This is a genomic window from Nocardia sp. NPDC050717 (assembly GCF_040654275.1).
Taxonomy (GTDB): Bacteria; Actinomycetota; Actinomycetes; order Mycobacteriales; family Mycobacteriaceae; genus Nocardia.
The window spans coordinates 102,607-125,897 of the sequence record NZ_JBFAHR010000008.1 but is presented as its reverse complement, the minus strand read 5'-3'; the positions used below and the strand labels follow the sequence as shown (position 1 = coordinate 125,897).

At 68.9% G+C, this 23,291-nt stretch carries 25 protein-coding genes, 1 tRNA gene and 1 other RNA gene; 16 read left to right on the top strand and 11 right to left on the bottom strand.

Annotated features, from left to right (window positions below; all coding sequences use genetic code 11):
* The first annotated feature begins 6 nt into the window (after positions 1 to 6).
* Genes AB0H56_RS17925 through tgt form a run of 3 tightly spaced genes read left to right on the top strand, consistent with a single transcriptional unit; the run spans position 7 to position 4,956 of the window.
* On the top strand, positions 7 to 1,740 hold the full coding sequence (locus AB0H56_RS17925) for an ABC transporter ATP-binding protein (protein ID WP_357164093.1): 1,734 nt from the start codon (positions 7 to 9) through the stop codon (positions 1,738 to 1,740).
* The gene (locus AB0H56_RS17920; RefSeq protein ID WP_357164090.1) at positions 1,737 to 3,644 is read left to right on the top strand and encodes an ABC transporter ATP-binding protein; all 1,908 of its coding nucleotides are present in this window, start codon (positions 1,737 to 1,739) and stop codon (positions 3,642 to 3,644) included. The genes AB0H56_RS17925 and AB0H56_RS17920 overlap by 4 nt, the downstream gene beginning before the upstream one ends.
* Before the next feature lie 58 nt (positions 3,645 to 3,702).
* On the top strand, positions 3,703 to 4,956 hold the full coding sequence (gene tgt, locus AB0H56_RS17915; RefSeq protein WP_357164087.1) for a tRNA guanosine(34) transglycosylase Tgt: 1,254 nt from the start codon (positions 3,703 to 3,705) through the stop codon (positions 4,954 to 4,956).
* Between the two features lie 45 nt (positions 4,957 to 5,001).
* Here the strand turns inward: tgt and AB0H56_RS17910 are convergent, their stop codons facing one another.
* Entirely contained in the window at positions 5,002 to 5,775 is a 774-nt protein-coding gene (locus tag AB0H56_RS17910) for a queuosine precursor transporter (protein WP_357164084.1), read from the bottom strand.
* A gap of 62 nt (positions 5,776 to 5,837) precedes the next feature.
* Here AB0H56_RS17910 and AB0H56_RS17905 point away from each other — a divergent pair, with 62 nt between their 5' ends.
* Positions 5,838 to 6,377 (top strand): DUF4190 domain-containing protein, encoded by a 540-nt coding sequence (locus tag AB0H56_RS17905; RefSeq protein ID WP_280300885.1) that lies wholly within the window; start codon positions 5,838 to 5,840, stop codon positions 6,375 to 6,377.
* 68 nt (positions 6,378 to 6,445) lie between these two features.
* Here AB0H56_RS17905 and AB0H56_RS17900 read toward each other — a convergent pair whose 3' ends face one another.
* Genes AB0H56_RS17900 through AB0H56_RS17890 form a run of 3 tightly spaced genes read right to left on the bottom strand, consistent with a single transcriptional unit; the run spans position 6,446 to position 8,605 of the window.
* Positions 6,446 to 7,141, bottom strand: a complete 696-nt coding sequence (locus tag AB0H56_RS17900; RefSeq protein ID WP_357164081.1) for an RDD family protein — start codon at positions 7,139 to 7,141, stop codon at positions 6,446 to 6,448.
* A gap of 42 nt (positions 7,142 to 7,183) precedes the next feature.
* A complete protein-coding gene (gluQRS, locus tag AB0H56_RS17895; RefSeq protein ID WP_357164079.1) occupies positions 7,184 to 8,110 on the bottom strand; it encodes a tRNA glutamyl-Q(34) synthetase GluQRS in 927 nt (308 codons plus the stop codon).
* A gap of 9 nt (positions 8,111 to 8,119) precedes the next feature.
* A complete protein-coding gene (locus tag AB0H56_RS17890) occupies positions 8,120 to 8,605 on the bottom strand; it encodes a DUF309 domain-containing protein (RefSeq protein WP_357164076.1) in 486 nt (161 codons plus the stop codon).
* A gap of 430 nt (positions 8,606 to 9,035) precedes the next feature.
* On the opposite strand from AB0H56_RS17890, the gene AB0H56_RS17885 reads away from it, so the two are divergent.
* Together AB0H56_RS17885 and AB0H56_RS17880 are read left to right on the top strand one after the other, a co-directional pair.
* A complete protein-coding gene (locus tag AB0H56_RS17885) occupies positions 9,036 to 9,233 on the top strand; it encodes a DUF397 domain-containing protein (protein ID WP_232996102.1) in 198 nt (65 codons plus the stop codon).
* Positions 9,202 to 10,719: a wax ester/triacylglycerol synthase domain-containing protein gene (locus tag AB0H56_RS17880; RefSeq protein WP_357164074.1), complete on the top strand. Its 1,518-nt coding sequence runs from the start codon at positions 9,202 to 9,204 to the stop codon at positions 10,717 to 10,719. The genes AB0H56_RS17885 and AB0H56_RS17880 overlap by 32 nt, the downstream gene beginning before the upstream one ends.
* On the opposite strand, the gene AB0H56_RS17875 is transcribed toward AB0H56_RS17880, so the two are convergent.
* The 3 genes from AB0H56_RS17875 to AB0H56_RS17865 form a co-directional block, all read right to left on the bottom strand.
* Complete coding sequence (locus tag AB0H56_RS17875) at positions 10,716 to 11,180, bottom strand: helix-turn-helix transcriptional regulator (protein WP_357164071.1); 465 nt, start codon at positions 11,178 to 11,180, stop codon at positions 10,716 to 10,718. The genes AB0H56_RS17880 and AB0H56_RS17875 overlap by 4 nt on opposite strands.
* A gap of 266 nt (positions 11,181 to 11,446) precedes the next feature.
* Positions 11,447 to 12,091: a helix-turn-helix transcriptional regulator gene (locus tag AB0H56_RS17870; RefSeq protein ID WP_110038149.1), complete on the bottom strand. Its 645-nt coding sequence runs from the start codon at positions 12,089 to 12,091 to the stop codon at positions 11,447 to 11,449.
* 69 nt (positions 12,092 to 12,160) lie between these two features.
* The gene (locus tag AB0H56_RS17865; protein WP_357164067.1) at positions 12,161 to 12,415 is read right to left on the bottom strand and encodes a hypothetical protein; all 255 of its coding nucleotides are present in this window, start codon (positions 12,413 to 12,415) and stop codon (positions 12,161 to 12,163) included.
* Positions 12,416 to 12,437: 22 nt separating this feature from the next.
* Here AB0H56_RS17865 and AB0H56_RS17860 point away from each other — a divergent pair, with 22 nt between their 5' ends.
* Entirely contained in the window at positions 12,438 to 13,874 is a 1,437-nt protein-coding gene (locus AB0H56_RS17860; RefSeq protein ID WP_357164064.1) for a threonine/serine exporter family protein, read from the top strand.
* A 1-nt stretch (position 13,875) separates the two neighbouring features.
* On the opposite strand, the gene AB0H56_RS17855 is transcribed toward AB0H56_RS17860, so the two are convergent.
* From AB0H56_RS17855 to AB0H56_RS17845, 3 genes are all read right to left on the bottom strand, one after another.
* Positions 13,876 to 14,292, bottom strand: coding sequence for a DUF5994 family protein (locus AB0H56_RS17855; RefSeq protein WP_357164061.1), 417 nt, complete (start codon positions 14,290 to 14,292; stop codon positions 13,876 to 13,878).
* A gap of 257 nt (positions 14,293 to 14,549) precedes the next feature.
* Positions 14,550 to 14,637 (bottom strand) — tRNA-Ser (locus AB0H56_RS17850).
* 66 nt (positions 14,638 to 14,703) lie between these two features.
* Positions 14,704 to 15,669: a hypothetical protein gene (locus AB0H56_RS17845; protein WP_357164058.1), complete on the bottom strand. Its 966-nt coding sequence runs from the start codon at positions 15,667 to 15,669 to the stop codon at positions 14,704 to 14,706.
* Positions 15,670 to 15,823: 154 nt separating this feature from the next.
* On the opposite strand from AB0H56_RS17845, the gene AB0H56_RS17840 reads away from it, so the two are divergent.
* From AB0H56_RS17840 to AB0H56_RS17830, 3 genes are all read left to right on the top strand, one after another.
* Positions 15,824 to 16,408 carry a TetR/AcrR family transcriptional regulator gene (locus AB0H56_RS17840; protein ID WP_357164055.1) on the top strand — a complete coding sequence of 195 codons (585 nt, stop codon included), beginning with the start codon at positions 15,824 to 15,826 and terminating at the stop codon, positions 16,406 to 16,408.
* 14 nt (positions 16,409 to 16,422) lie between these two features.
* An RNA gene (gene ffs, locus AB0H56_RS17835) (signal recognition particle sRNA small type) lies at positions 16,423 to 16,517 on the top strand.
* Positions 16,518 to 16,684: 167 nt separating this feature from the next.
* Positions 16,685 to 17,974, top strand: a complete 1,290-nt coding sequence (locus AB0H56_RS17830; RefSeq protein WP_357164052.1) for an aminotransferase class I/II-fold pyridoxal phosphate-dependent enzyme — start codon at positions 16,685 to 16,687, stop codon at positions 17,972 to 17,974.
* A gap of 177 nt (positions 17,975 to 18,151) precedes the next feature.
* Here the strand turns inward: AB0H56_RS17830 and AB0H56_RS17825 are convergent, their stop codons facing one another.
* Positions 18,152 to 18,958: a methyltransferase domain-containing protein gene (locus AB0H56_RS17825; protein ID WP_357164508.1), complete on the bottom strand. Its 807-nt coding sequence runs from the start codon at positions 18,956 to 18,958 to the stop codon at positions 18,152 to 18,154.
* 76 nt (positions 18,959 to 19,034) lie between these two features.
* On the opposite strand from AB0H56_RS17825, the gene AB0H56_RS17820 reads away from it, so the two are divergent.
* From AB0H56_RS17820 to AB0H56_RS17795, 6 genes are all read left to right on the top strand, one after another.
* Complete coding sequence (locus AB0H56_RS17820; RefSeq protein ID WP_357164049.1) at positions 19,035 to 19,613, top strand: HhH-GPD-type base excision DNA repair protein; 579 nt, start codon at positions 19,035 to 19,037, stop codon at positions 19,611 to 19,613.
* Between the two features lie 105 nt (positions 19,614 to 19,718).
* Positions 19,719 to 20,417: a hypothetical protein gene (locus AB0H56_RS17815; RefSeq protein ID WP_357164046.1), complete on the top strand. Its 699-nt coding sequence runs from the start codon at positions 19,719 to 19,721 to the stop codon at positions 20,415 to 20,417.
* 345 nt (positions 20,418 to 20,762) lie between these two features.
* Positions 20,763 to 22,049, top strand: coding sequence for an ROK family protein (locus AB0H56_RS17810; RefSeq protein ID WP_357164043.1), 1,287 nt, complete (start codon positions 20,763 to 20,765; stop codon positions 22,047 to 22,049).
* A 30-nt stretch (positions 22,050 to 22,079) separates the two neighbouring features.
* On the top strand, positions 22,080 to 22,310 hold the full coding sequence (locus AB0H56_RS17805; protein WP_357164040.1) for a hypothetical protein: 231 nt from the start codon (positions 22,080 to 22,082) through the stop codon (positions 22,308 to 22,310).
* The gene (locus tag AB0H56_RS17800) at positions 22,307 to 22,963 is read left to right on the top strand and encodes a sigma-70 family RNA polymerase sigma factor (RefSeq protein WP_357164037.1); all 657 of its coding nucleotides are present in this window, start codon (positions 22,307 to 22,309) and stop codon (positions 22,961 to 22,963) included. The genes AB0H56_RS17805 and AB0H56_RS17800 overlap by 4 nt, the downstream gene beginning before the upstream one ends.
* The gene (locus AB0H56_RS17795; RefSeq protein WP_357164034.1) at positions 22,960 to 23,202 is read left to right on the top strand and encodes a hypothetical protein; all 243 of its coding nucleotides are present in this window, start codon (positions 22,960 to 22,962) and stop codon (positions 23,200 to 23,202) included. The genes AB0H56_RS17800 and AB0H56_RS17795 overlap by 4 nt, the downstream gene beginning before the upstream one ends.
* The last annotated feature ends 89 nt before the right edge of the window (positions 23,203 to 23,291 follow it).

The following is a 23,291-nucleotide window of genomic DNA, read 5'->3' as shown; positions in this document are numbered from 1 at the left end:
CCCATCATGTTGATCACCCTGCTGCGGACCTATCTGGCCCCCTACCGCACCCAGCTGGCCGGGGTCATCGTCCTCCAGCTGGTGTCGGTCATCGCGATGCTCTACCTGCCCAGCCTCAATGCCGATCTGATCGACAACGGTGTCACCAAGGGCGATATCGGCTACATCTGGACCACCGGCCTGTGGATGCTCGCGGTCAGCTGCGTGCAGATCGTGGCCTCGGCGTCCTCGGTGTACTTCGGCGCGCAGGCGGCGATGGGCGCGGGCCGGGACATGCGCGGCGGGGTGCTGCACCGGGTCGAGACGTTCTCGGCGCGCGAGGTCGGCATGTTCGGCGCGCCGTCGCTGATCACCCGCTCGACCAACGACATCCAGCAGGTGCAGCTGCTGATCGTCATGTCGGTGACCATTCTGGTGATGGCCCCGATCATGTGCATCGGCGGCATCATCATGGCGGTGCGCGAAGACTTCGGGCTGTCCTGGCTGCTGCTCATCGCGGTCCCGGCGCTCGCGCTGGCGATGGGCACGATCGTGGCCCGCATGGTGCCGAGGTTCCGCGAGATGCAGGCGCGCATCGACGACGTGAACCGGGTCCTGCGCGAACAGATCACCGGCATCCGCGTGGTGCGGGCCTTCGTCCGGGAACGCCAGGAGATCTGGCGTTTCGGAATGGCCAACACCGCGCTCACCGACACCGCGCTCGCCGTCGGCAGGCTGATGGCGCTGATGTTCCCGACGGTCATGCTGATCAGCAACGTCACCGCCGTCGCGGTGATCTGGTTCGGCGGCCACCACGTCGACAACGGGAGCATGCAGATCGGCTCGCTCACCGCGATGCTGTCCTACATCATGCAGATCCTGATGGCCGTGATGATGGCCTCGTTTCTGGCCATGATGGCGCCGCGCGCCGCGGTCTCGGCCGACCGGATCGGCGGGGTGCTCGACACCGAGTCGTCGGTCCGCCCGCCGCGGCTGACGCAGCCGTTCGCGGCCGACCCGGCCCTGGTCGACATGCAGTTCGCCGAATTCGCCTTCCCCGGCGCCGAGAAACCGGTGCTGCGCGGTATCCGCTTCCAGGTCGCGCCGGGCACCACCACCGCGATCGTCGGCTCCACCGGTTCGGGCAAGACCACACTGATCAACCTGATCCCGCGGCTGATCGACGTCACCGACGGCGCCGTGTACGTCGGCGGCACCGACGTGCGCCACCTCGATCTCGAAAGCCTGCGCGGCGGCATCGGACTCGTCCCGCAGAAGGCGTACCTGTTCTCCGGCACCGTGGCGAGCAACCTGCGCTACGGCAAGCCCGACGCCACCGACGAGGAACTGTGGCGCGCGCTCGAGGTCGCCCAGGCGGCCGATTTCGTGCGCGAGATGCCGCAGGGGCTGGAGACGCCGGTCGCGCAGGGCGGCACCACCGTCTCCGGCGGCCAGCGCCAGCGCCTGTGCATCGCCCGCGCCCTGGTGCGCAAGCCGCGCGTCTACCTGTTCGACGATTCCTTCTCCGCGCTCGACGTCGCCACCGACGCCAGGCTGCGGGCCGCGCTGAAGCCGGAGACGGCCGACGCGTCGGTGATCATCGTCGCCCAGCGCATCGCGACCATCCGCGACGCCGACCAGATCGTCGTCCTCGAGGACGGCGCGATGGCAGGCATCGGCACCCACGACCAGTTGATGCAACGGTGCCCCGAGTACCGCGAGATCGTCGAGTCCCAGCTCAGTGTGGAGGAGGCTCGGTGAGGCCAGGCGCTCCCGGCCCCGGCGCCCCGGGTACGAAGGCCAAATCGTTCGGACCCTCGCTCAAGCGTCTGCTCGGCAGGCTCGTGCCGGAGCGGTTCACCGTCGGCGTGATCATCGCGCTGGTGATCGTCTCGGTGGTGCTCAACACCCTCGGGCCCTACCTGCTCGGCAAGGCGACCAACCTGGTCTTCGACGGGTTCGTCGGCAAGCAGCTCGATCCGCGCCTCGACAAGGAACAGACCATCGCGCTGCTGCGTGACCGGGGCGAGAACACCCGCGCCGACATGCTCTCGGCGATGGACGTCGTGCCCGGCACCGGCATCGACTTCGACGCGGTGGCCAGGGTGCTGCTGCTGGTGCTCGCGCTCTACGTCGCGGCCTCGGTGTTCGGCTGGCTGCAGGGCTATCTGCTCAACGTCGTCATCAACCGGACCGTGAAGCGGCTGCGCGACGAGGTCGAGGACAAGCTGCACCGGCTGCCGCTGCGCTACTTCGACACCTCCCCGCGCGGGGACGTGCTCAGCCGCGTCACCAACGACGTCGACAATGTCTCGCAGAGCCTGCAGCAGACGATGAGCCAGCTGCTGGTCTCGCTGTTCACCGTGATCGGCATCCTGATCATGATGTTCTGGATCTCGCCGCTGCTGGCGCTGATCGCGCTGCTCACCGTGCCCGCCGCGATCGTGGTCACGGCCCAGATCGCCAAGCGGTCCAAGCCGCACTTCGTCGACCAGTGGAAGTACACGGGCGCGGTGAACGCCTCGGTCGAGGAGGCCTACACCGGCCACGAGATCATCACCGCCTTCGGCCGCAGCCGCGAAGTGGGCAAGGAATTCGACGAGCGCAATCAGAAGCTCTACGACGCGAGCTTCAAGGCGCAGTTCATCTCCGGCCTGATCATGCCCGCGATCATGTTCCTCGGGAACGTGAACTTCGTGTTCATCGCGCTGGTCGGCGGGCTGCGGGTGGCCACGGGCAATCTCTCGCTCGGCGAGGTGCAGGCCTTCATCCAGTACTCGCGCCAGTTCAGCCAGCCGCTCACCCAGATCGGCGCGATGGCCAACCTGCTGCAGTCCGGCGTCGCCTCGGCGGAGCGGATCTTCGAGATCCTCGACGCCGAGGAGCAGAGCCCGGACCCGCTGGTGGAGAACCCGCGGCCGGTCGATCGCGGCCGGGTGGAGTTCGAGGCGGTCTCGTTCGGCTACGAGCCGGACGTGCCGATCATCGAGCGGCTCTCGCTGGTCGCCGAGCCGGGGCACGTGATCGCCATCGTCGGCCCGACCGGTGCGGGCAAGACGACCCTGGTCAATCTGCTGATGCGGTTCTACGAGCTCGACGCGGGCACCATCAGCATCGACGACGTCGACATCACCACCATCTCCCGCGACCACTTGCGCTCCCGGATCGGCATGGTGTTGCAGGACACCTGGCTGTTCAAGGGCACGATCCGGGAGAACATCGCCTACGGCAATCCGAACGCCTCCGAGCACGACATCCAGGCCGCGGCCCGCGCCGCCTACGTCGACCGGTTCGTGCACTCGCTGCCCAACGGCTACGACACGGTGATCGACGAGGAGGGCGGTGGAGTCAGCGCGGGCGAGAAGCAGCTGATCACGATCGCCCGCGCGTTCCTGGCCAAGCCGTCGATTCTGATCCTGGACGAGGCGACCAGCTCGGTCGACACCCGCACCGAACTGCTGGTCCAGCAGGCCACCGCGGCCCTGCGCCGCGACCGCACCAGCTTCGTGATCGCGCATCGCCTCTCCACCATCCGCGACGCCGACCTGATCGTGGTGATGGAGAAGGGCCGCATCGTCGAGCACGGCGACCACGAGCGGCTGCTCGAGGAGCGCGGGGCGTACTACCGGCTCTACAACGCCCAATTCGCGGCGGCGGAACTGTAGCCCCGGATACCGCGGAGCCCCCGGATACCGCGGTCACCGGCCCTGGCACGATGGGCTGGTGGCCGATCCCAGCGAGTTCTCCTTCACCGTAGGCACCCGTCTCGACGGCGGGCGGCACGGCCGTACCGGCGTCATCGGTACCCCGCACGGCGAGATCGCCACGCCCGCCTTCATCCCGGTCGGCACCAAGGCCTCGGTGAAGGCGGTGCTGCCCGAGACCATGAAGGACCTCGGCGCCCAGGCCCTGCTGGCCAACGCCTACCACCTGTACCTGCAGCCGGGCGCCGACATCGTCGACGAGGCAGGCGGTCTGGGCCGGTTCATGAACTGGGACGGGCCCACCTTCACCGACAGCGGCGGCTTCCAGGTGATGTCGCTGGGTGTCGGGTTCAAGAAGGTGCTGGCCATGGAAGCCGTCGACATCCGCTCCGACGAGGTGATCGCCGAGGGCAAGGAACGGCTCGCCACCGTCGACGACGACGGCGTCACCTTCCGCTCCCACCTCGACGGGTCCAAGCACCGCTTCACCCCCGAGGTGTCGATGGGCATCCAGCATCAGCTCGGCGCCGACATCATGTTCGCCTTCGACGAGCTGACCACCCTGCTGAACACCCGTGGCTACCAGGAGAAGTCGCTGCAGCGCACGCACGAGTGGGCGCAGCGCTGCATCGACGAGCACGAGAAGCTCACCGGAGAGCGCGGTCACCGCCCCTACCAGGCGCTGTTCGCGGTGATTCAAGGGGCGCAGTACGAAGACCTGCGCCGCAAGGCCTGTCGCGATCTCGAGACGATCCGCGGTTCCGGCGGAACGGAATTCGACGGCTACGGCATCGGCGGCGCGCTGGAGAAGCACAACCTCGGCACCATCGTCGGCTGGTGCTGTGACGAACTGCCCGAGCACAAGCCGCGCCACATGCTCGGCATCAGCGAGCCGGAGGACATGTTCGTCGCCGTCGAGAACGGCGCAGACACCTTCGACTGCGTGAATCCCTCACGGGTCGCGCGCAACGCGGCGATCTATGTCGACGAGGGCCGCTTCAACATCAACACCAGCCGCTTCCGGCGCGACTTCACCCCGATCGACGAGAACTGCGACTGCTACACCTGCGCGCACTACACTCGCGCCTACCTGCACCATCTGTTCAAGGCCAAGGAGATGCTCTCGGCCACGCTCTGCACCATCCACAACGAGCGGTTCACCGTGCGCCTGGTCGACCGGATCAGGGCGAGCATCGATGGCGGCTACTTCGACGAGTTCAAGACCGAGTTCCTCGGTCAGTGGCAGGGCCGGATCAAGGCGCCCGGCGCCTAGCGACCCGAAGCGGCGGACCGGAATCCGGCCCGCCGCACCGTGGATTCAGTCGTGCAGCGCGTCGGCGGGTGCCGGAGCGTAGGTCGGTTCGGTCTTCTTGAGGAACGCGATCACCCAGTAGGTGACCGGCATGACGATGATCTCGACCAGTGTCTTCCACAGGAAGCCGACGATCACGTAGTTGATGAACGACTGCCAGCTGTCGATGCCGATGGCGGTCGCCGCGATCGAGCAGAAGATCAGGGTGTCGGCGAACTCGCCGACGACGGTGGAGCCGAGCAGCCTGGCCCACAGATGCTTCTCCTTGGTGCGCTCCTTGATCAGCACCAGCGTGGCCGAGTTCAGCAGCTGTCCGACGAAATACCCGGCGAGCCCGGCGAGTACCAGCTGCGGCGTGGTCCCGAGGACCGTGCGGAACGCCTCCTGGTTCTCGTAGAAACCGGCGGCGGGCAGGCGGATGGCGATCGCGAACGCGCCGACGGTCAGCAGCAGCGCGGCGAAGCCGGTGTAGATGGCGTGGCGGGTGGCGCGGAAGCCGTACACCTCGCTGAGCACGTCACCGAGGATGTAGGCGAGCGGGAAGAGAAAGAAGGCGCCGTCGGTGGCGATCGGCAGGATCTGCAGCGGGCCGAGCATCACCGAGGAATCGGCGAAGAACTCGACGCCCTTGGTGGCGCAGATGTTCGAGATGATCAGTGTCGCGGTGAAAATGGCGACGATAACCGGATAGAACCCCCGCGCGACCTGGGCGAATGCCGCGTGTTCGGGCGCGGGGTGTCCAGATCCGGCGGGTTTGTCGAGCGAGTTTGCGTCAGTCACGGCCTCTATCCAACCAAGGTCGCGGTACCTCACGGGCGGCGGTTGTGGAATAGGCTGTACGAATGACGAATCCCGGCGATTCCGACGAGTGGTGGAAGCAGTACGGCGGCTCCGGCGTGTCGCCGGAGTCCGGCGCGCCGGGTTCGGTGCCGCAGTACCCGCAGCAACAGCCGTCGCAGCCCTCAGCCCCCCAGTACCCGCAGCAGCCTGCTCCGCCGCCGTCGCAGCCGCAGTACCCGAACTACCAGCAGCCGTCCGCGCCGCAGTACCCGCAGCAGCCGCCGGTCTACGGCGCCACCCCGGCGCCGGGCTACCAGCCCTACGGCGCGTACCCGCAGCCGCAGGGGACCAACGGGCTGGCGATCGGCGCGCTGGTGTCCTCGCTGGTGGGGCTGTGCACCTGCATCGGCTCGATCGTGGGCATCGTGCTCGGCGTGATGGCGCTCAACCAGATCAAGGAGCGCGGCGGTGAGGGCCGCGGCATGGCGCTGGCCGGCATCTGGATCGGCGCGATCACGCTCGTCCTCGGCCTGCTCTATGTGGTGTTCGTCATCGTGCTCGGCGTAGCGGGCGGATTGGATTCGTCCACCTCGACATACTGACCGCGACACACGAAATCAGGGGCGCTTCCGAATCCGGAAGCGCCCCTGACGTTTTCGTCAGCTGACGATCAGCCCTTGACGACCTGCGTGCCGCCGGCGAACTTGTCGTGCCAGCCCTGCTTGTTCGGGTCCTGAGAGATGGTCACCATGATGTAGATGGCCAGGCCGAGGCTCACCAGGCTGCCGACGCACGGGATCAGGCCGACGATCTGGAACAGGTTGCGCTTGGCCGACTGCTCGGGGGTCAGGTTCGGCGCACCGCCGGGAGCGACGACGCGCAGCCCGAGGATCTTCTTGCCCAGCGACGTGCCCTGGGTGACTTCCATCGCGATGAAGTAGCCGTAGAGCGCCAGCGAGCCGACGAGGCCCTGGACGATCTGCGCGGTGGTGCCGGTGAAGATCAGGTAGACCACGATCGCCACCGGGATACCGACGATCAGGTTGTCGATGATGCGCGCGCCGATCCGGATGCCGAGATCGGCGGGCTGCACGCCGTTGTAGCCCTGCTGGCCGTAGGGATCCTGCGGGTAGGAGGGCTGGCCGTACTGGTCCTGCCCGTACACCGGCTGCTGCTGCTGGCCGTAGGGATCCTGGTTGTAGCCGGGCTGGGGCTGGCCGTACGGCTGCTGCTGCCCGTACCCCGGCTGCTGGCCGTAACCCGGCTGCTGCCCGTAGCCGGGCTGCTGGCCGTAGGGGTCCTGGCCGTAGCCGCCGGGCTGACCGCCCTGCGGGTACTGATTGGGGTCGTAACCACCGCTGGTCATAATTCGTCCTCGTCGTGATCAGTAGATCGGTCGCTGCGTACGTTACGGACATCCCTCTGGTCGGAACAACCCGATGGGCTCGAGTATCCACGGTTTCGCCGGGATGTGCTCGGGCTCGAACACTTCGCGGAGCTCGGCTGTTGTGCGCGCGGTGTAGCCGAGCGAATTCGCGATCGCCGCAACCACATCCCCGGGCGTGTTGCCCAGGGCACGCTGGTCGGCGAGGCTCACCGCGCCGTCGCGCTTGGCCAGGCGCTTGCCCTCGCGGTTGAGTACGAGCGGCACGTGCGCGTACACGGGCGTCGGCAGGCCGAGCAGGGCGGCGAGATAGGCCTGGCGGGGCGTGGAGGCGAGCAGGTCGTCGCCGCGGACCACCTGGTCGACGCCCTGTGCCGCGTCGTCGACGACGACGGTCAGGTTGTAGGCGGGCACGCCGTCACCGCGGCGCAGCACCAGATCGTCGACGGCTCCGCGATATTCGCCGTGCAGCAGGTCGGTGATCGAGTACTCGTCGACGTCGGCGCGCAGCCGGATCGCGGCGGGGCGACCCTGCGCGCGCTTTTCGGCGCGCGCTGCCTCGGTCAGGTCGCGGCAGGTTCCGGGGTAGGCGCCCATCGGGGCGTGCGGCGCCGTGGCGGCCTGCTGGATCTCACGCCTGGTGCAGAAACACTCGTAGGTGCGCCCCGCGGCCGTGAGCCGGGCGACGGCGGCGTCGTAGCTCGGCAGCCGGGTGGACTGGTACACCACGGGGCCGTCCCAATCGATGCCGATGGCGGCGAGGTCGTCGAGCTGGCGTTCGGCGGCGCCGGGGCGGACGCGGTCGAGGTCGTCGACGCGGAGCACGAACGCGCGCCCGGTGGTGCGGGCGAAGAGCCAGGCCAGGATCGCGGTGCGCAGATTGCCGATGTGCAGGTCACCCGAGGGGCTCGGGGCGTACCGGCCCGCGCCGGTGGATGGGCTGGTTGGCACCGGACCATCCTAGGTGGGCTCCCGGCGCAGCCGGGGCCGCAGCTGGTCGTCGGGGATGGGAGCTCCCGCGTCCAGCGCGGCGAGCAGGTCCCGCGCGTGGGCGATCAGGCCGTCACGGTCGACATCGTGCTGCTGCGCATTCGCCGGATAGGCGCCGAGTCGCTCGCAGGCGCGGCGCAGAAGTGTGCCCGCGCCCTTGGTGTTGCCCCGCTGGATGTGCGTGATGCCCACCGCGTACTGCGCGAGCCCTTGCCAGAGCATCCGCTCGGCTACCGGCCCGTTCTTCCATGCCGCCTCCAATACCTCATGGGCGTTGAATGCCAATCCGTCGTCCAGCAGTTGCTGAGCGAAGGTGAGAGTTTGCTGGGGGCCGAGCTCGAGATCGTCCGGAATTCGGGCGACTCCGGCACTGCCGGGCGGCAGCGGCCTGCCGAGTCGGTCCCTGGGGCGGTCGTTGCGGGCACGACCTGCGGCATCGCGGTCACGGGAGATCATTCCTCCATGATCCACACGCCGTGCCCGTGGTGCGCACGGTGCACTTGGGACGCGTGAGAGATTGACGTATCACGGACTAATCACATGGAAGTAATTGTTGATGTGTCAGTCGGATATGGAATGGGTATAGAGCTCCGGCAATGTCTCCGCAAACGTGAAGCTTCGCAAGCTTGGCAAACCTGTATGAGAAAGCAAATTCTCATCCGCAAACTTGCGGAAGACCTGCTAGTGTTTCTTCCGCGGGGGCAGCCCCCGGAGGCGGAAAGCCTCGATGCGCTGGTTCGTGCCGGTCGGTTGCGCGCACCGTGTGACAGTGCTGTGTCTGTCACGAAGTAACTCGTCGATCGCGCCGGATTTCGGAATGTGGCAACGATTCCTGGAGTAATCCCGTTCTCGATCATGCAAAGGAGTAAGTGCCGTGGAGGTTGATGTGACGGACGCTGTGTGGCGGAAGAGCAGCTACAGCGGACCCGACGGGAACTGCGTCGAAGTCGCCTTTCTCGCCGGTGGCGATGTCGCGGTCCGCGACACCAAGGACCGCGGCCGCGGCCCCATCCTCGCCTTCGGTTCGGGGGAGTGGCGGGCCTTCTTAGCGGATGTTGCCGCGGGAGAGTTCGCGCGCGGCTGAACCGCACGATGCGCCTCATGAAGGCAGCACGGGCCCCGGGTCGGTAGGACTCGGGGCCTTCTCTGTGGTGACCTATCGTGGCCGGATGACCTCGATGGCGCCGCGCGACGCGACCATGTTCTGGCTGTCCCGCCGCACCGCCAACGACATGTTCCTGCTTTACTGCTTCGCCGAAACCGGCTCGACCACAGCCGAACTCCGCGCCTTCGTGGCCGCGCGGGCGGCGACCATTCCGGATCTGCGGATCCGGCTGCGCGAGATTCCCGGCAACCTCGGCTACCCGCGGTGGGAACGTGCCGAATTCACGCCCCAGCAATTCGTCGTCCATCGCCCCGACGACGCGCGGTGGCCCACCTTGCTCAACCGGGTGGGCGAACTTCTGGGCACCGGCGTCGACGCCACCGAATCTCCCTGGCGTATCCATGTTTTCCGTGGGGTGCGCGACGTGCCGACCGCCGCCGGGCCCGCGCTCGTCGTGGTGCTCCAGCTCTCCCACGCCCTCGCCGACGGCACACGTGCCGCCGCCATCGCGCGGTCATTGTTCGCGGCCGACGCCGAAGTTGTCCACAGCCTTCCCGGTATGCCTGTGGACAACTCGGCAGATCGCCCGGTCGGACCTGTGAAAACTCGCCTGCGGCCTGTGGATTACTGGGGACAGATCTGTGGATTGCTTGGGGTGCTTCGCCTTCCCTGGCAGGTGCTGACGACGGCACGACGCGGCCGGGCCGCCTATCTGGCTCAGCGGGAACTGGCCGAACGCACTGCGGCGGGCGAGATTCCCGCGCCGACGCCGGGCTTCGCGCCCACGCCGCTGAACCCCTCGGCTCCGGTCGGCGTGCTCGCCCACCGGGTGCGCCTGCTCGTCCTCGACCGGTCGGCGTTGCGCGTGCCCGGACACACCGTGACTGTCGTTGCCCTGACGGCTGTCTCGCGAGCGATGGCCACGTATCTGGCCGAGCGCGGCGAGCCGCCGGCACGTCTCGGGGCCGCGCTGCCGATGGCCGTGCCCGCCGACGGTGCGGCCCGGAACAGCTACCGCAGCCTCTCGATCGACCTGCACGTCGACGAACCAGACCTCGTCCGCCGCGCCGCCCTGATTGCCGACGACCTCGCCACCCGCCGCACGCGTGCGCTGAATCCGCTGCTGGCCGTGCAGGGCTGGGTCACCGAAGCGGTCCCGGCGCTGCTGACCGCGCGCGATGTCGCGCGTGCCGAGCTGGACGCGGTGCCTGCGGCCATCGACGGCAACACCGTGCTCTCCAGCGTCTACCGTGGCCCCGCCGACCTCGCCCTCGCGGGCGCGCCCGTGCTGTTCACCGGTGGCTTCCCCGCCCTCGGCACGGTCATGCACCTGACCCACGGTCTGCACGGCATCGGCGAGACCATCACGCTGTCAGTGCATTTCGACGCGGCCGTGCTGACCGATCCGGACCGCTACCTGGCCCTGCTCGCCGCCGCGCTGGACGACGTCGTCGCGGCGCACTAGTCGCGGGCCCGGCCGAGCTCGCGGCCGATGGCGCGCAGCGCCGAATGCAGCGCCGTCGCCGGATCGGTGCCCGCCGCTTCGCCTTCCACGACGCCGTCGATGCGGAACGGGCAGAAGTAGCCGGTGTCGCCGCGATGGGGGCGGCCGATCTCGATGAGCGGCCGGGTGGCGCCGAGGCCGCTCGCGATCGCCTCCACCAGCGCGGAGTCGGCCGCGCGCGGATCGCGGCGCCGGGTGGCTGGCAGCACCGGCACGGTCTGCGCATGGATCCGCTCATACCAGGCGATCACCTCGGAAGGTGCTGCGCGCGTGCCGGTTTCGTAGTGCCCGAGCGCCGCCCTGCTGTACGGGACGCGGGTGGCCAGCGCGGTCAGTGATAGTCCGGCCTCTTCGCGCAGTCGCCGCAATCGCGCACCGACGACGGTCGTCGCGCCGTTCCCCTGCTCGCCCCGACTGGACATGGACCCATCGTAGAGAACTGTAGACGTTTGTAGACGCTTTTTGCTGTCCAAAAGGTCTTGACGGCGACCATACTTTTCTCCGGCGGCTTCGACACCACCATACGCGCCACCCGTGCAGGCATCGACTGGTTCGGAGGGGAACAGATGGACATCTACCTGTGGATTGGTGTGGGACTGTTCGTATTCGGCGCGTTGATCCGCTTCCTGCTACTCCTCCCGCCCACCGACGACGACCGTCCCACGGTGGGCGAGATCTACCGGCGGCTTCAGGCCGAACGCGGGCTGCGCGGCCAGGACTCGACCGCGCCGTCGGTGCGGACCAGCTCGGAGAGCAGGTCCTCGGCGTCGGAGCGCTCGCGTGCCAGCGCGCTCCAACCGCGCACGACGCCGTCCTCGCCGGATTTCGTCGTCCACGAGCCGACCGCATGAGCGCCCTGGGGGTGCAGCGAGTAGTAGATGCTGCCGATCGGCCAGGAGACGTCCATGCCGCGGACCCACCCGGTGAGCGCGTCGCCGTCCCACACCCGCATCTCGCCTCGCATCTTCGCGGCCGGATCGTCGTGCGCGGCAGTGGGTTCGGCGTCGGCGTCGATGAGCAGGTGGTCGCCCTCGTGCCGGATCGTCACCGGCGTCACCTCGACCTGCTCACCGTGCTGCGCCGCTTTCTGCCAGGCTGCCCACCACCGGCCCGCCAGGTCGATGCGGTTGTCGACGATGCCCGCCAGCTCGGCGAGCGAGATCTGCAGCGCCTCGGCCAACCGGATCGCCACCGGCAGCGTCGGCGACTGTTCCTCCGACTCGTACCTGGTGATCTGGCGCGAACTGACCCCGATCGCGGTGGCCAGCGCGGGCTGCGACAGCCCGAGCAACCGCCGCCGCTCCTGGATCACCTTCCCCGTCCCGGTGTTCATACAGCTATCGCCTCCATCGCCGGCCCCTACCGTCACACCCTGTTCGACACGTCAACCCCGGACCCGCCGTCATCGCGCGCCGCGATCCTGGCTCGCGAAGAGTGCTGGCGCCGCGCACATGCCGACTGCGTCGCCGATTCTCCCATCTCTTCGCTCCAGCAGGCCCGTTTCGTGCTGACTGCGCACGACGGGTGCGGTCCGCGCTGTCTGCAGCACCTCGCCGCCACGGCCTACAGCACCGGTTTGATCGAAGACATCTGACGTGTCGACGCGCCGCAACACGACGACACGTTGACGAACATGTTGCAGAAGGATGATCCGCACCGCACGCCGTTACGGTCGACATATGAGTACGGACGCGATGGTGGACGGCGAGGAGCGCCCCAGCCTGTGGCACCGGTTGCGATTGCGCCGACCCTTCTTCATTCTGCCCGCTCAGCGCGCCACGGCCGACAACATCACCGCGGCACCGGCCCCGCTGCGGCCGATCGACCTCAGCGACGACGCCGAGGTATCGCAGGTGCTCGACCTGGCCGTGCGAGTCGGCGAGGTCGTGCTGGCCGCGGGCACCGGTGTCACCGACACCGAGGCGCAGGTGCGCTTCATCGCCTCCACCTACGGCCTGGACAAGTGCGATATCGACGTCACCTTCGACGCGATCCGTATCACGGCCGACCGCGGCACGCTGCTGCCGCCCGCCAGCGACATGCGGATCGTGAAGTACCGCTCGCTCGACTTCACCCGGCTGGCCGCCGTCGACCGGCTCACCCGCCTGATCCGCGCCTTCGTCGTCCCGGTCGATCAGGCGCACGCGGCCCTCGACGAGATCGTCTCCACCCGCCACCCGTATCCGCGCTGGGTGTCGACGGCGGGCTGGTCGCTGCTGGCGGCGGCGATCGCGGTGCTGCTCGGCGGCGGTGCGGTCCTGGCGATCATCAGCTTCGCCACGACGGCGCTGATCGACGTGGTCAACCGGGCCCTGCACCAGCTCGGTCTGCCGATCTTCTTCCAGCACATGGTCGGCGGGGTGATCGCCGCCGCGCCCGCGATCGCGCTGTCGGCGTTCGACGAACACTGGCAGGCCGACGCCGCCCTGATCGTCGCGGCCGGGATCACCGTGTTGCTCAGTGGGCAGCAGCTGGTCGGTTCGGTCCAGGACGCCATCACCGGCGCGCCGATCACCGCCGCGGCCCGCATGCTCGAAGTGGTGATGATGACCGGCGGCATCGTCGCGGGTATCGGCCTGGCCCTGCGGGTTTCGACGATGCTCGGGATCAAGGTGCCCGAGATCGCGGCCAGCGCCGGACGCGACACCGAGTATCTGGCGATCAAGGTGGCCGCGGGTGCCGTGGCCGCGATCGCCTTCGCGATGGCGTGTTACGCCGAGCGCAGGGCGCTGTTCGCCGCCGGTCTCAGCGGCGCCGCGGGCACCGTGGCCTTCCTCGTCGCCCAGGACATCGGGTTCGGACCGGTCGTCGCCTCCGGCATGGCGGCGACGCTGGTCGGCCTCGCCGGTGGTCTGATGGCACGCCGCGCGCTCACGCCACCGCTGGTCGTCGCGGTCGCGGGCATCACGCCGCTGCTGCCCGGTCTGAAGGTGTACCGCGGTCTGTACGCGCTGCTCGAGGACGAGACGCTGCTCGGCTTCGGGCAGATCCTCGGTGCCTTCGGTGTGGGTTGCGCGCTCGCCGCCGGTGTCGTCCTCGGTGAATGGTTCGACCGTCTGATCGCCCGTCGCGGTACTCCCCGCGACTTCGACCCGACCTACACCAGCGACCGGTGAACTAGGTCTGGACGAGGGTGCGTGGCCCGTCGGCGGCGGTGTCGGCGGGCGCGGGGTCCTGGATGCGTGGTTTGCCCGCGGCCCAGCGCATCTGGCTGCGGGCGGCGGCCGCCTCGGTCGCCGCGGGGATCACCAGCAGCGCGAGGGCGGCGTCGTTGCTGCCGACCAGGTGCATGATCTGCGAGGCGGGGCCGGTCGCGCCGGATTCGAGGGCGTTCCAATCGAATCCGAGCCGGGCGAGCTTGCCGATCCGCGGCGCGACGGCTTGCACGAGCTGGTGCAGTTCGGTCATCGGCTGGTCGGTGCGCGGCCACCAGGCGCCGTCGATCGGGCCGGTGGTGGCCGTGCGGTCACGCAGCATCAGCCGGATCGGGCCGGCCGCGTCGCGACCGATGCTCGTGTCAGGTGATGTAGTCACGTTGTCGGTGTTCTTTCTGAATTCTGGGGGCGCGGTCGACGAGACATCGACCGGCGCACGCCGTCCGTTTACGAACGGGCACTGGGTCTGGGTACCCACTCGACTGTGTCGGCACGCACACTCGAGCGGCGACATCAGGTGAGTGGAAGCGGTGGGGGTCTCCCGCACTGTCGTGGGTCACTCTACGGACGCCCACCGACAGATCCACCGATCACAAGAACAGGGCCCCGACCGGCGAACCGATCAGGGCCCTGCTGTGGCGGAGGATAGGGGATTTGAACCCCTGAGGGCGTTAACCCAACCCGCGTTCCAGGCGAGCGCCATAGGCCACTAGGCGAATCCTCCGTGGAGCAGCATAGCGGGTGGCAGGGGGCCGATGCCAAACCGGCCCCTGGACAAGCGCCCTACCAGCTACTTCTTCAGCGCGGCCAGGACCTTGCGGACCTGGTTCTCGCAGACGGTCTGCATGGCGGCGCGCTCGAAGCTGCCCATCTTGGAGACGTCGAGTTCCACCTTCACCGAGATGTTGCTGTCGTGGGCGGCCACGATGTAGGAGTAGTCGTTCGGCAGCGAGCTGTAGGTCTGCTGCTGGATCGCGTAGTAGGCCTCCGAGCCGAGGCCGGTCACCGCGCCGTTCTCGTAGCCCTTGCCGGTGGTCTTGGTGTCGTAGCCCTTCCAGCGGGCGTAGTCGGACTCGCCGGTGCCGCTGGACTTGAACTCGACCTCGAGCGACAGGCTCGCCTCGTTGCCGGAGCGGCCCGATTCCTTGTTCTTGGCGTCGCAGTCGTAGGAGCCGCCGCCGATGTACTCCGACGGGCCACGCTCGGTGTGCGTGGTGGTCTCGCGGGTGGTCGACCACTGGTTGAGGACGGTCAGGTCCACCAGGTCGCAGGCGTTGATGCCGTCCTTGAACGCGTAGTCGCCCGCCCACTCCGACGAATCGGGGCCGAACGGGTTGGACTCGTCGTCGGTGCTGTTGACCAGGGCGACCAGACCGAGGATCAGCACCGCGACCACGGCGATCGAGCCGCCGACGATCCACCACACCACCTTGTTGCCCGAGGACGGCGGCCGGGGCGGCGCACCCCACTGCTGCTGGGGCGGCATCGCCGCGTAGGGCTGGGGCTGTGGTTGCGGCGGCGCGTAGTAGTTCGGCGGCGGCGTGCCACCGGTCTGGGCGTAGGGGTTGACCTGCTGATACGGGTCAGAGGGATACGGCCCGGGCGGCGCGGTGTAGCCGCCGCCGATGTCGCCGCGCAGGACGGTCGGATCGGCCTGGGCCTGGGCGGCATCGGCACTCGGGCGTTCCCACCACTGCACCGTGGGATCGGACGGCGGGACACCATCGCCGGGCGGCTGCGTATTCGGACCGGTCACGCGCGGAAACCCCTACTTCCGAGTCGTGGGGATTCCCCCTGGCGTCTTTGTTGCACCGATCGTAGCCAGCCCGCCGCGATCCCGGGCACCGACCGCCCCGCTGCCTACACTGGATCCCCGGCCGCCGGTCGGGTTCTCAGCCGAGCGAGAGTGGGTGGAACACACGGTGGGCGCCGCGCGGACTCCCAGGGCGAGATGGATCGAGGAAGGCCTGCAGGTGCTGGCCGCCGACGGTGTCGACGCCGTGCGGGTGGAGGTGCTGGCCAAGCGGATCGGCGTCACCAAGGGCGGGTTCTACGGATATTTCGCCGATCGTGACGCGCTGTTGCTCGCCCTGCTCGACACCTGGGAGAGCGAAGCCGTCGATCAGGTGCTCGCGCAGGTCGAGCACTTCGATCAGGACCCCAAGACCAAGGCCAGGCTGGCCGGTCTGCTCACCTTCTCCAGCAACCGGCTGCTGCCCATCGACCTCGCCATCCGGGCCTGGGCCCGCCGCGACGAGGCGGTCGCCGAGCGGCTGCGGCGCGTCGACAATCGCCGAATGGCGTTGCTGCGCGAGACGATCGGCGAATTCTGCGATGACCCCGACGAGGTCGAGGCCCGCAGCCTGCTCGCGTTCTGCGCGGTGATCGGCGGGCACTTCCTCGCCGCCGATCACGAGGGCCGCACCCGCCTCGAGGTGCTCACCAAGGCCGCCGACCTGCTGTTCGCGCCCCCCGATCGCCAGTCGCCGCGGTAGCCGCTACACTGGCCGACGGATCCCGCGCGGCGCGCATCCTGTGAACTCCCCCAGGGCCGGAAGGCAGCAAGGGTCAACGGGCTCTGCCGGGTGCGCGGGGTCCCCTTAATTCTCTGGGACCCCCGCCGGATCGATCCGCCTACGCACCTTCGCAGTGTGCGAGCCGCATCCGGCCCCGGATACCCCACCGATACCGAGCAACCGCCGGGTAACGTGGCGTGTGTCGGCACGCGCAGCGTGCACCCCCCACCTAGCTGCTTCGAAAGGCTGCCCAGGATGCCCCGGCAAACGCAGATCGGTTTGATGAGCCACGCGGAACTCGTGTCCGAGCACGAGTCCCAGACCGCGAATTACGCGACGCTCAAGACCGAGAAGCTCACGCTGGATCTGACCCGAGGTAAGCCCTCGCCGGAACAACTCGACCTGTCCGCGGCCCTGCTGTCCTTACCCGGTGACGGCGACTTCCGCGACGGATCGGGCACCGACTGCCGCAACTACGGCGGCCTCAACGGCCTGCCCGAGCTGCGCGCGATCTTCGGTGAGCTGCTCGGCATCCCGGTCGAGAACCTGATTGCGGGCAACAACGCCAGCCTCGAGCTCATGCACGACAACATCGTGTTCGCGATGCTCTACGGCACCCCGGATTCCCCGCGCCGCTGGGCGGCGGAGGACACGATCAAGTGGCTGTGTCCGGCTCCCGGCTACGACCGGCACTTCGCGATCACCGAGGCGCTCGGCATCGAGATGATCACCATCCCGATGAACAACGACGGGCCCGACACCAGGGCCATCGCGGCGCTGCTGGCGAACGATCCGCAGATCAAGGGTCTGTGGGCGGTGCCCAACTACGCCAACCCGACCGGCGCTGTCTTCTCCGAAGAGGTTGTCCGCGAGCTGGTTTCGATGCCGGCCGCCGCGCCCGACTTCCGCCTGTTCTGGGACAACGCCTACGCGGTGCACCCGCTCACCGACACCGCGGCGCCGGTGCTGGACGTGCTCGGCATGGCCGCCGCGGCGGGCAACCCGAACCGGCCGCTGGTCTTCGCCTCCACCTCCAAGATCACCTTCGCCGGCGCGGGCGTGAGCTTCTTCGGCGCGTCGACGGCGAACCTGGACTGGTACCTCTCGCACGCGTCGAAGAAGTCGATCGGCCCCGACAAGCTCAACCAGCTGCGGCACCTGCGCTTCTTCACCGACGCCGAGGGCGTGCGCGAGCACATGCAGAAGCACCGCAGGCTGCTCGAGCCGAAGTTCGCGCTGGTGCGCCGGATCCTGGAGGACCGCCTCGGCGCCTCGAAGGTGGCGTCGTGGACCGAGCCCAAGGGCGGCTACTTCATCAGCCTCGACGTGCTCGAGGGCACGGCGGCCCGGGTGATCGCGCTGGCCAAGGACGCGGGCATCGCGCTCACCGCGGCGGGCTCGGCCTTCCCGTACAGCAAGGACCCCGAGGACAAGAACATCCGCATCGCCCCCTCCTTCCCGCAGCTGCCGGAGCTGGAGAAGGCGATGGACGGCCTGGCCACCTGCGTCCTGCTGGCCGCCACCGAGAAGCTGCTCGAGCAGTAGTCCTCGGAGCGCTGGCGTGCTCGAGTCGGCGGCCCCTTGTGTCCCGCCGGTCAGGCACCGTGGCTTGCTCCTTCGTCGCCTACGCCACGGCACCTGACCGGCGGGACGGCCGCCGACGGCCGACTGCGTCGGCCTGCCCTCCCTAGGGGTCGGGCGTTGTGGTCGGGTCTATCGGCATCACTCCGGCTTGTGCGCGAGGACGCCGAACATCGTGACGGAGATGTGGACGTCACCGCGGTCGGCGCCCGTCTGCAGGTCCGCGAGGAGCTGATCGCGGTCGCCCGCGGTGATCACCCCGCGCAGCACGGCCAGCTCGGCGATCCGGCTGACCAGCGCCCCGGCACCCACCCGGCGGTCCTGCACCAGCGCGTGCGAGCCGATCTCGTCGACGACGAGCCCGGCGGCACTGAGCTGACCGGCCAGTTTGCGGCCCGCCAGCGGATTGGTGGTCGAGGAGATCAGCGTGTCGACGACGGCGCCTGCCACCCGGGGATCGCCCGGGTGCACGATCGCGGTCGCCCAGTCGCTGTCGACGACGACCACGCGGCCGCCCGGGCGCAACACCCTGGCGATCTCGGCCGCGGCGCGCGCGGGCGCGGTCAGGTGCTGGAACACGCGTTCGCACAGCACCGCGTCGAAGGAATCGGCGCCGAAGGGCAGGCCGTAGGCGTCACCGGTGGCGAAGGTCGCGGTCGAGCCGCGCTCCTGCGCCCTACGCTGCGCCGAGGCGAGCAGGTTCATGTCGGGTTCGACGCCGACGGCGGTGCCGGTCGGACCGACGGCGTCGGCGAAGACGAACACCTCCGATCCGGTCCCCGAGCCCACATCGAGCGCGCGCTCACCGGGCCGCAGCCCGAGCGCGTCGTGGCTCCAGGCCCGTAGCCTGCGCATTCCCGGTTGAGTGACCTCCAGGTCGTGGGCGTCGATCAGTTGGTCCTTGCCCGCTTGATCGAAGCGGTCAGGGCGAGGGGTGTAGTCGGTCATACTTACCGCCATCGTGGGGGCCTCTGTGCTTGGCATGAAATCAGAGGCTAGTGGTGAAATGTGTCACGATGAATGTATGACTCGTACGCTGTGTCTGGCACAGGACGCCGAGGCCGACGAACTCCTCAGCACCGATGATTTCGCGTTGCTGCTCGGCATGCTGCTCGATCAGCAGTATCCGATGGAGCACGCGTTTCGCGGACCGCGCAAACTCGCCGAGCGCATGGGCGGTTTCGAGCTGCGCCGGATCGCCGAGGCCGACCCGGCCGAATTCGAAGAACTCGCCGCCACGCCACCGGCCATCCATCGGTACGGGCGGTCGATGGCGCGGCGGGCGCAGGCGCTGGCGCAATACGTCATCGAGCACTACGACGGCGTCCCTGCCGAGATCTGGACGAGGGGCGATCCCGACGGGAAAGAGGTGCTGCGCAGGCTGCAGGACCTGCCCGGATTCGGCGCGCAGAAGGCGAAGATCTTCCTCGCGCTGCTCGGAAAACAGCGCGGCGTGCAGCCAGACGGGTGGCGCAAGGCGGCCGGTTCCTACGGCGACGAAGGGTCACGGCGTTCGGTCGCCGATGTCGTCGACGCGGAAACGCTGTCCGAAGTAAGGGAATTCAAGAAACAGGCGAAGGCCGCGGCGAAGGCCGCCGGATGAATTCCTAGTTACGATCTGGCTGCTTTTTTCTCTCGTCATCGGCGCCGATCTGCCCGAAGCTTTCGTCTCGGATCAGCTTCACCGAGATGAGGGATTGGCAGTTTTATGAAGATGCGAAAGTTCGCCGTGGTCGCGGCGCTGTTGACCGTGGCTACCGGCGTGACTGCCGGTACCGTGCACGCCCAGGCGCCCGAAGAGGCCGCCCCGATCAACTACAAGGCCGAGGTCGTCGACGGCGCCAAGTCCGTCATCACCACCGACGCCGGCTCGCTGGTCGTCGAAGACGGCGTGTTCAAGATCAAGGCCGCCAACGGCGCCACCGTCGCGGGCACCCCGCTGTCGTTCCGCCTCGACGACTACGAGCTCCCGATCGCCGCGGAGATCTCCGGCAACACCGCCGTGCTGACCCCGCAGCTGGACCCGGCCAAGGCCGTCTACAAGCCCGTCGCCCTGCCGTATGAGGACAAGGCCCCCTGGAAGACCGAGTACGAGCGTGAGCAGGCCGCCTGGTCGCGTCTGACCTCCACCATCTCCATGGGCGCCACCATCGGCACCCTGACCGGCGGTCTGGCCGGCGCCACCATCGGCTGCATCGCGGGTGCCGCCGCGGGTCTGGTCGCGACCGGTGTCCTGCTGGCCCTGTTCGGTGCGGGCCCGATCGCGGGTTGCGTCGTCGGTGCCACCACGATCGGCGCACTCGGCGTGCTGCTCGGCCAGATCTTCGTGACCGCTCCGGTCGCGATCGGTGCCGCGATCCAGTACTTCACCACGATCAACCAGCCGTTCACCCCGCCCGCCAAGTAACACCGCGGGATCGCGAGCGCCCCACCCCGGTACCCCGGGTGGGGCGCTTTCGCGCCCCCTGGACAACTGTGCTGACCTGCGGTAATGATGTGCCGCACGGCACAATCCGCCGGTTCGGCTTGTTGGGGGAGCGGATTCGGTGTTAACTTGATTGTTATGTCCGGCAACCATCTCAGCGCGAAGCGAGTCACCTACGTGACCGCTGCCCTGGGCCTGCGCTTGCCGTTGACGCGCGAACTGTGTCGTTCCTGATGCCGCAGCTGAGCCCGTGTGGCTCGCGGAGCTGCCACGCTACACGTGTCGGCAATCTCGTTGGGACAACGGGATTTCAGCAAGGAACTTCACATGTCTACTCCCATCATCGAACGTCCCGGCACGCGGACGGCTACCGGGCGTCCGCGGGTTTCCCGTCCGGTCGTCGCCCCTGAACTGCGGCGCAGCGACAACCCCGCCGCCGCCGTCCTGCGCACCGCCGTCACCGGACCCGTGTCGCGCGACAACGCAGCCAGGGCAACGGGATTGAGCATCGCCACCGTGAATCGCCAAGTGGCCGCGCTGCTTTCGGCGGGTCTGCTGCGCGAGCGGCCCGACCTGACCGCCGCCGGCGCGGTCGGCAGGCCGCGGGTGCCGTTCGAGATCGATCACGAGGCCTATCTGACGCTGGGCATCCACGTCGGCGCCGCCGCGACCAAGATCGTCGCGGCCGATCTGCGCGGCCGCATCCTCGGCGGGCTCGCCATCGCGACTCCGCAGACCGGCCAGGAATTCGCGGTCACCACCGTCGCCCGCAGCGCCAAGGCGTTCCTGCAGCGCTGGCATCGGCGCACCCCGCTGTGGGCGGGCGTCGCCATCGGCGGGCGGGTCGACCCGCACACGGGCGTCGTCGACCATCCCAAGCTGGAATGGCAGGGCGCGCCGATCGGCCAGGTGCTCGGCGATGTGCTCGAGCTGCCGGTGTCGGTCGCGCCGCACGTCGAGGCCATGGCCGCCTCGGAGCTGCTGCTGCCGACCTTCGACGCGCGCAGGCCCGAACCCGCCGCGGATCTGCCGAGCGACCAGCCCGGCAGCAGCCTCTACTTCTACGTCCGCGAGACCGCGGGCATCGCCGTGACCCTGGACGGTCGCGTGCACACGCCGAGCAACGGTCCCGGTTCCATCGCGCACCTGCCCACCGGCTCGGACGTGCAGTGCGGCTGCGGCAGGCGCGGGTGCCTGGAAGTGACCGTCGGCGACAGGGCCCTGCAGGCCCGCGCGGTGGGTCGCGGGATCATCCCGGCCCACAACGGCACCGGCGGCACCACCATCGCCGACCTGTACCGGGCCGCCGAATCCGGCTCGGCGGGCGCGCGGGAACTGCTCGCCGAGCGGGCGACCATGCTCGGCCAGACCGTCGCCCTGGTCCGCGACATGCTCAACCCCGACCGCGTCGTCCTCGGCGGCCAGGCCTTCACCGGCTACCGGCCCGCTCTGCCGCACGTGGCCAGGGCGTTCCAGCAGAGCACCCAGCTGCCGCCCACCGACATCCGGATCAGCGGGTTCGGCGGCAAGGTCCAGGAGTTCGCCGCGGTCGTCACCTCGCTCAGCGCCCTCTACGCCGACCCACTCGCGGCGGTCCGGCGCATCGGCGGGTAAGAACTCGCCGCCGGGCGACACCAACAACGCGTGATCGTTGCATCGACCCGGCGGCCCGGCCCGCCGCCCGCCGACGACGTCCGCGCTTGGCGGCGGCGATGGCTCGAGATGTCGGGCTTCCCGGCGGCGCTGGCCGAGGCCGTGGTCGCCGAGCCCGCTTTCGACTTGCACGCACTGTTGCAGCTGGTGGATCGCGGATGCGCGCCGGAGCTGGCCGTGCGCATTCTGGCGCCGACGCGGGCGGAGGACGCGCTACGGTGAGTACCGTGCATCCCGCGACCTCCGGCGTCGCGCGTCCACCCGCCGACGAGCAGTGGCTGGCCGACCTGGTCGATTCTGGTCGCGCCGGTCAACAGGCCGTGGGGCGCCTGCGCGAGGTGTTGCTGCGGGCCACCCGCCATCAGGTGTGGCGGCTGCGCGGACTCCTGCCGGGTGCCGGCGCCGGCGAGCTCGAGGACCTGGCCCAGCAGTGCGCCGACGACGCGGTGCTCTCCGTGCTCGGCAGGCTGTCGACCTTCGAGGGACGCAGCAGGTTCACCACCTGGGTCTTCAAGTTCGGCGTGCATCACGCGGGCGTCGCCGTCCGCAAACAGGCGTGGCGGCACCGCGAGATCCTGCTGCCGGACACCGGCGCCACGCTCGCCGATCGGGCGCCGGGCCCGGAAGTCGTGGTCGGCGCCGCCGAGCTCGCCCGCGCGATCGATGCCGCGATCGACCGTGATCTGACGCCGCACCAGCGCCGCATCCTGGTGGCGCTGGTGGTCGACCAGGTGCCGATCGACGTGCTGGCCGACCGGTTGGGCAGCACCCGCAACGCCCTCTACAAGACGCTGCACGATGCCCGCAAGCGGTTGCGCGCCGCGCTGATCGCCCGCGGGCATCTCGACGCAGGCCCCGACCGGAGCGCCTCATGACCGAATCGAACCCGGCGCGCGGCGCCGAGATCATCGCCGGACTGCTGGCCGACACCAGTCCCTATCTCTCCTGTGACGATTGCTTCGCGCGGATCGACGAATACGTCGAACGGCGCGTCGCCGACCCCGGCTACGACGACCCGGCCATGCGCGTCCACCTAGCCGGATGCGGCGCCTGCGCCGAGGAGGAGCGCACCCTGCGCGAGCTGCTCGAGCTGTATCCCGACCGGTCGTCGTAATCGGCGCGCCTCGGCCGGTAAGACCCCGCACCGCCGCGCTCACCAACAGAGTGACCGGTTCAGGTCAGACCAGCACCGAGGAGAAACAG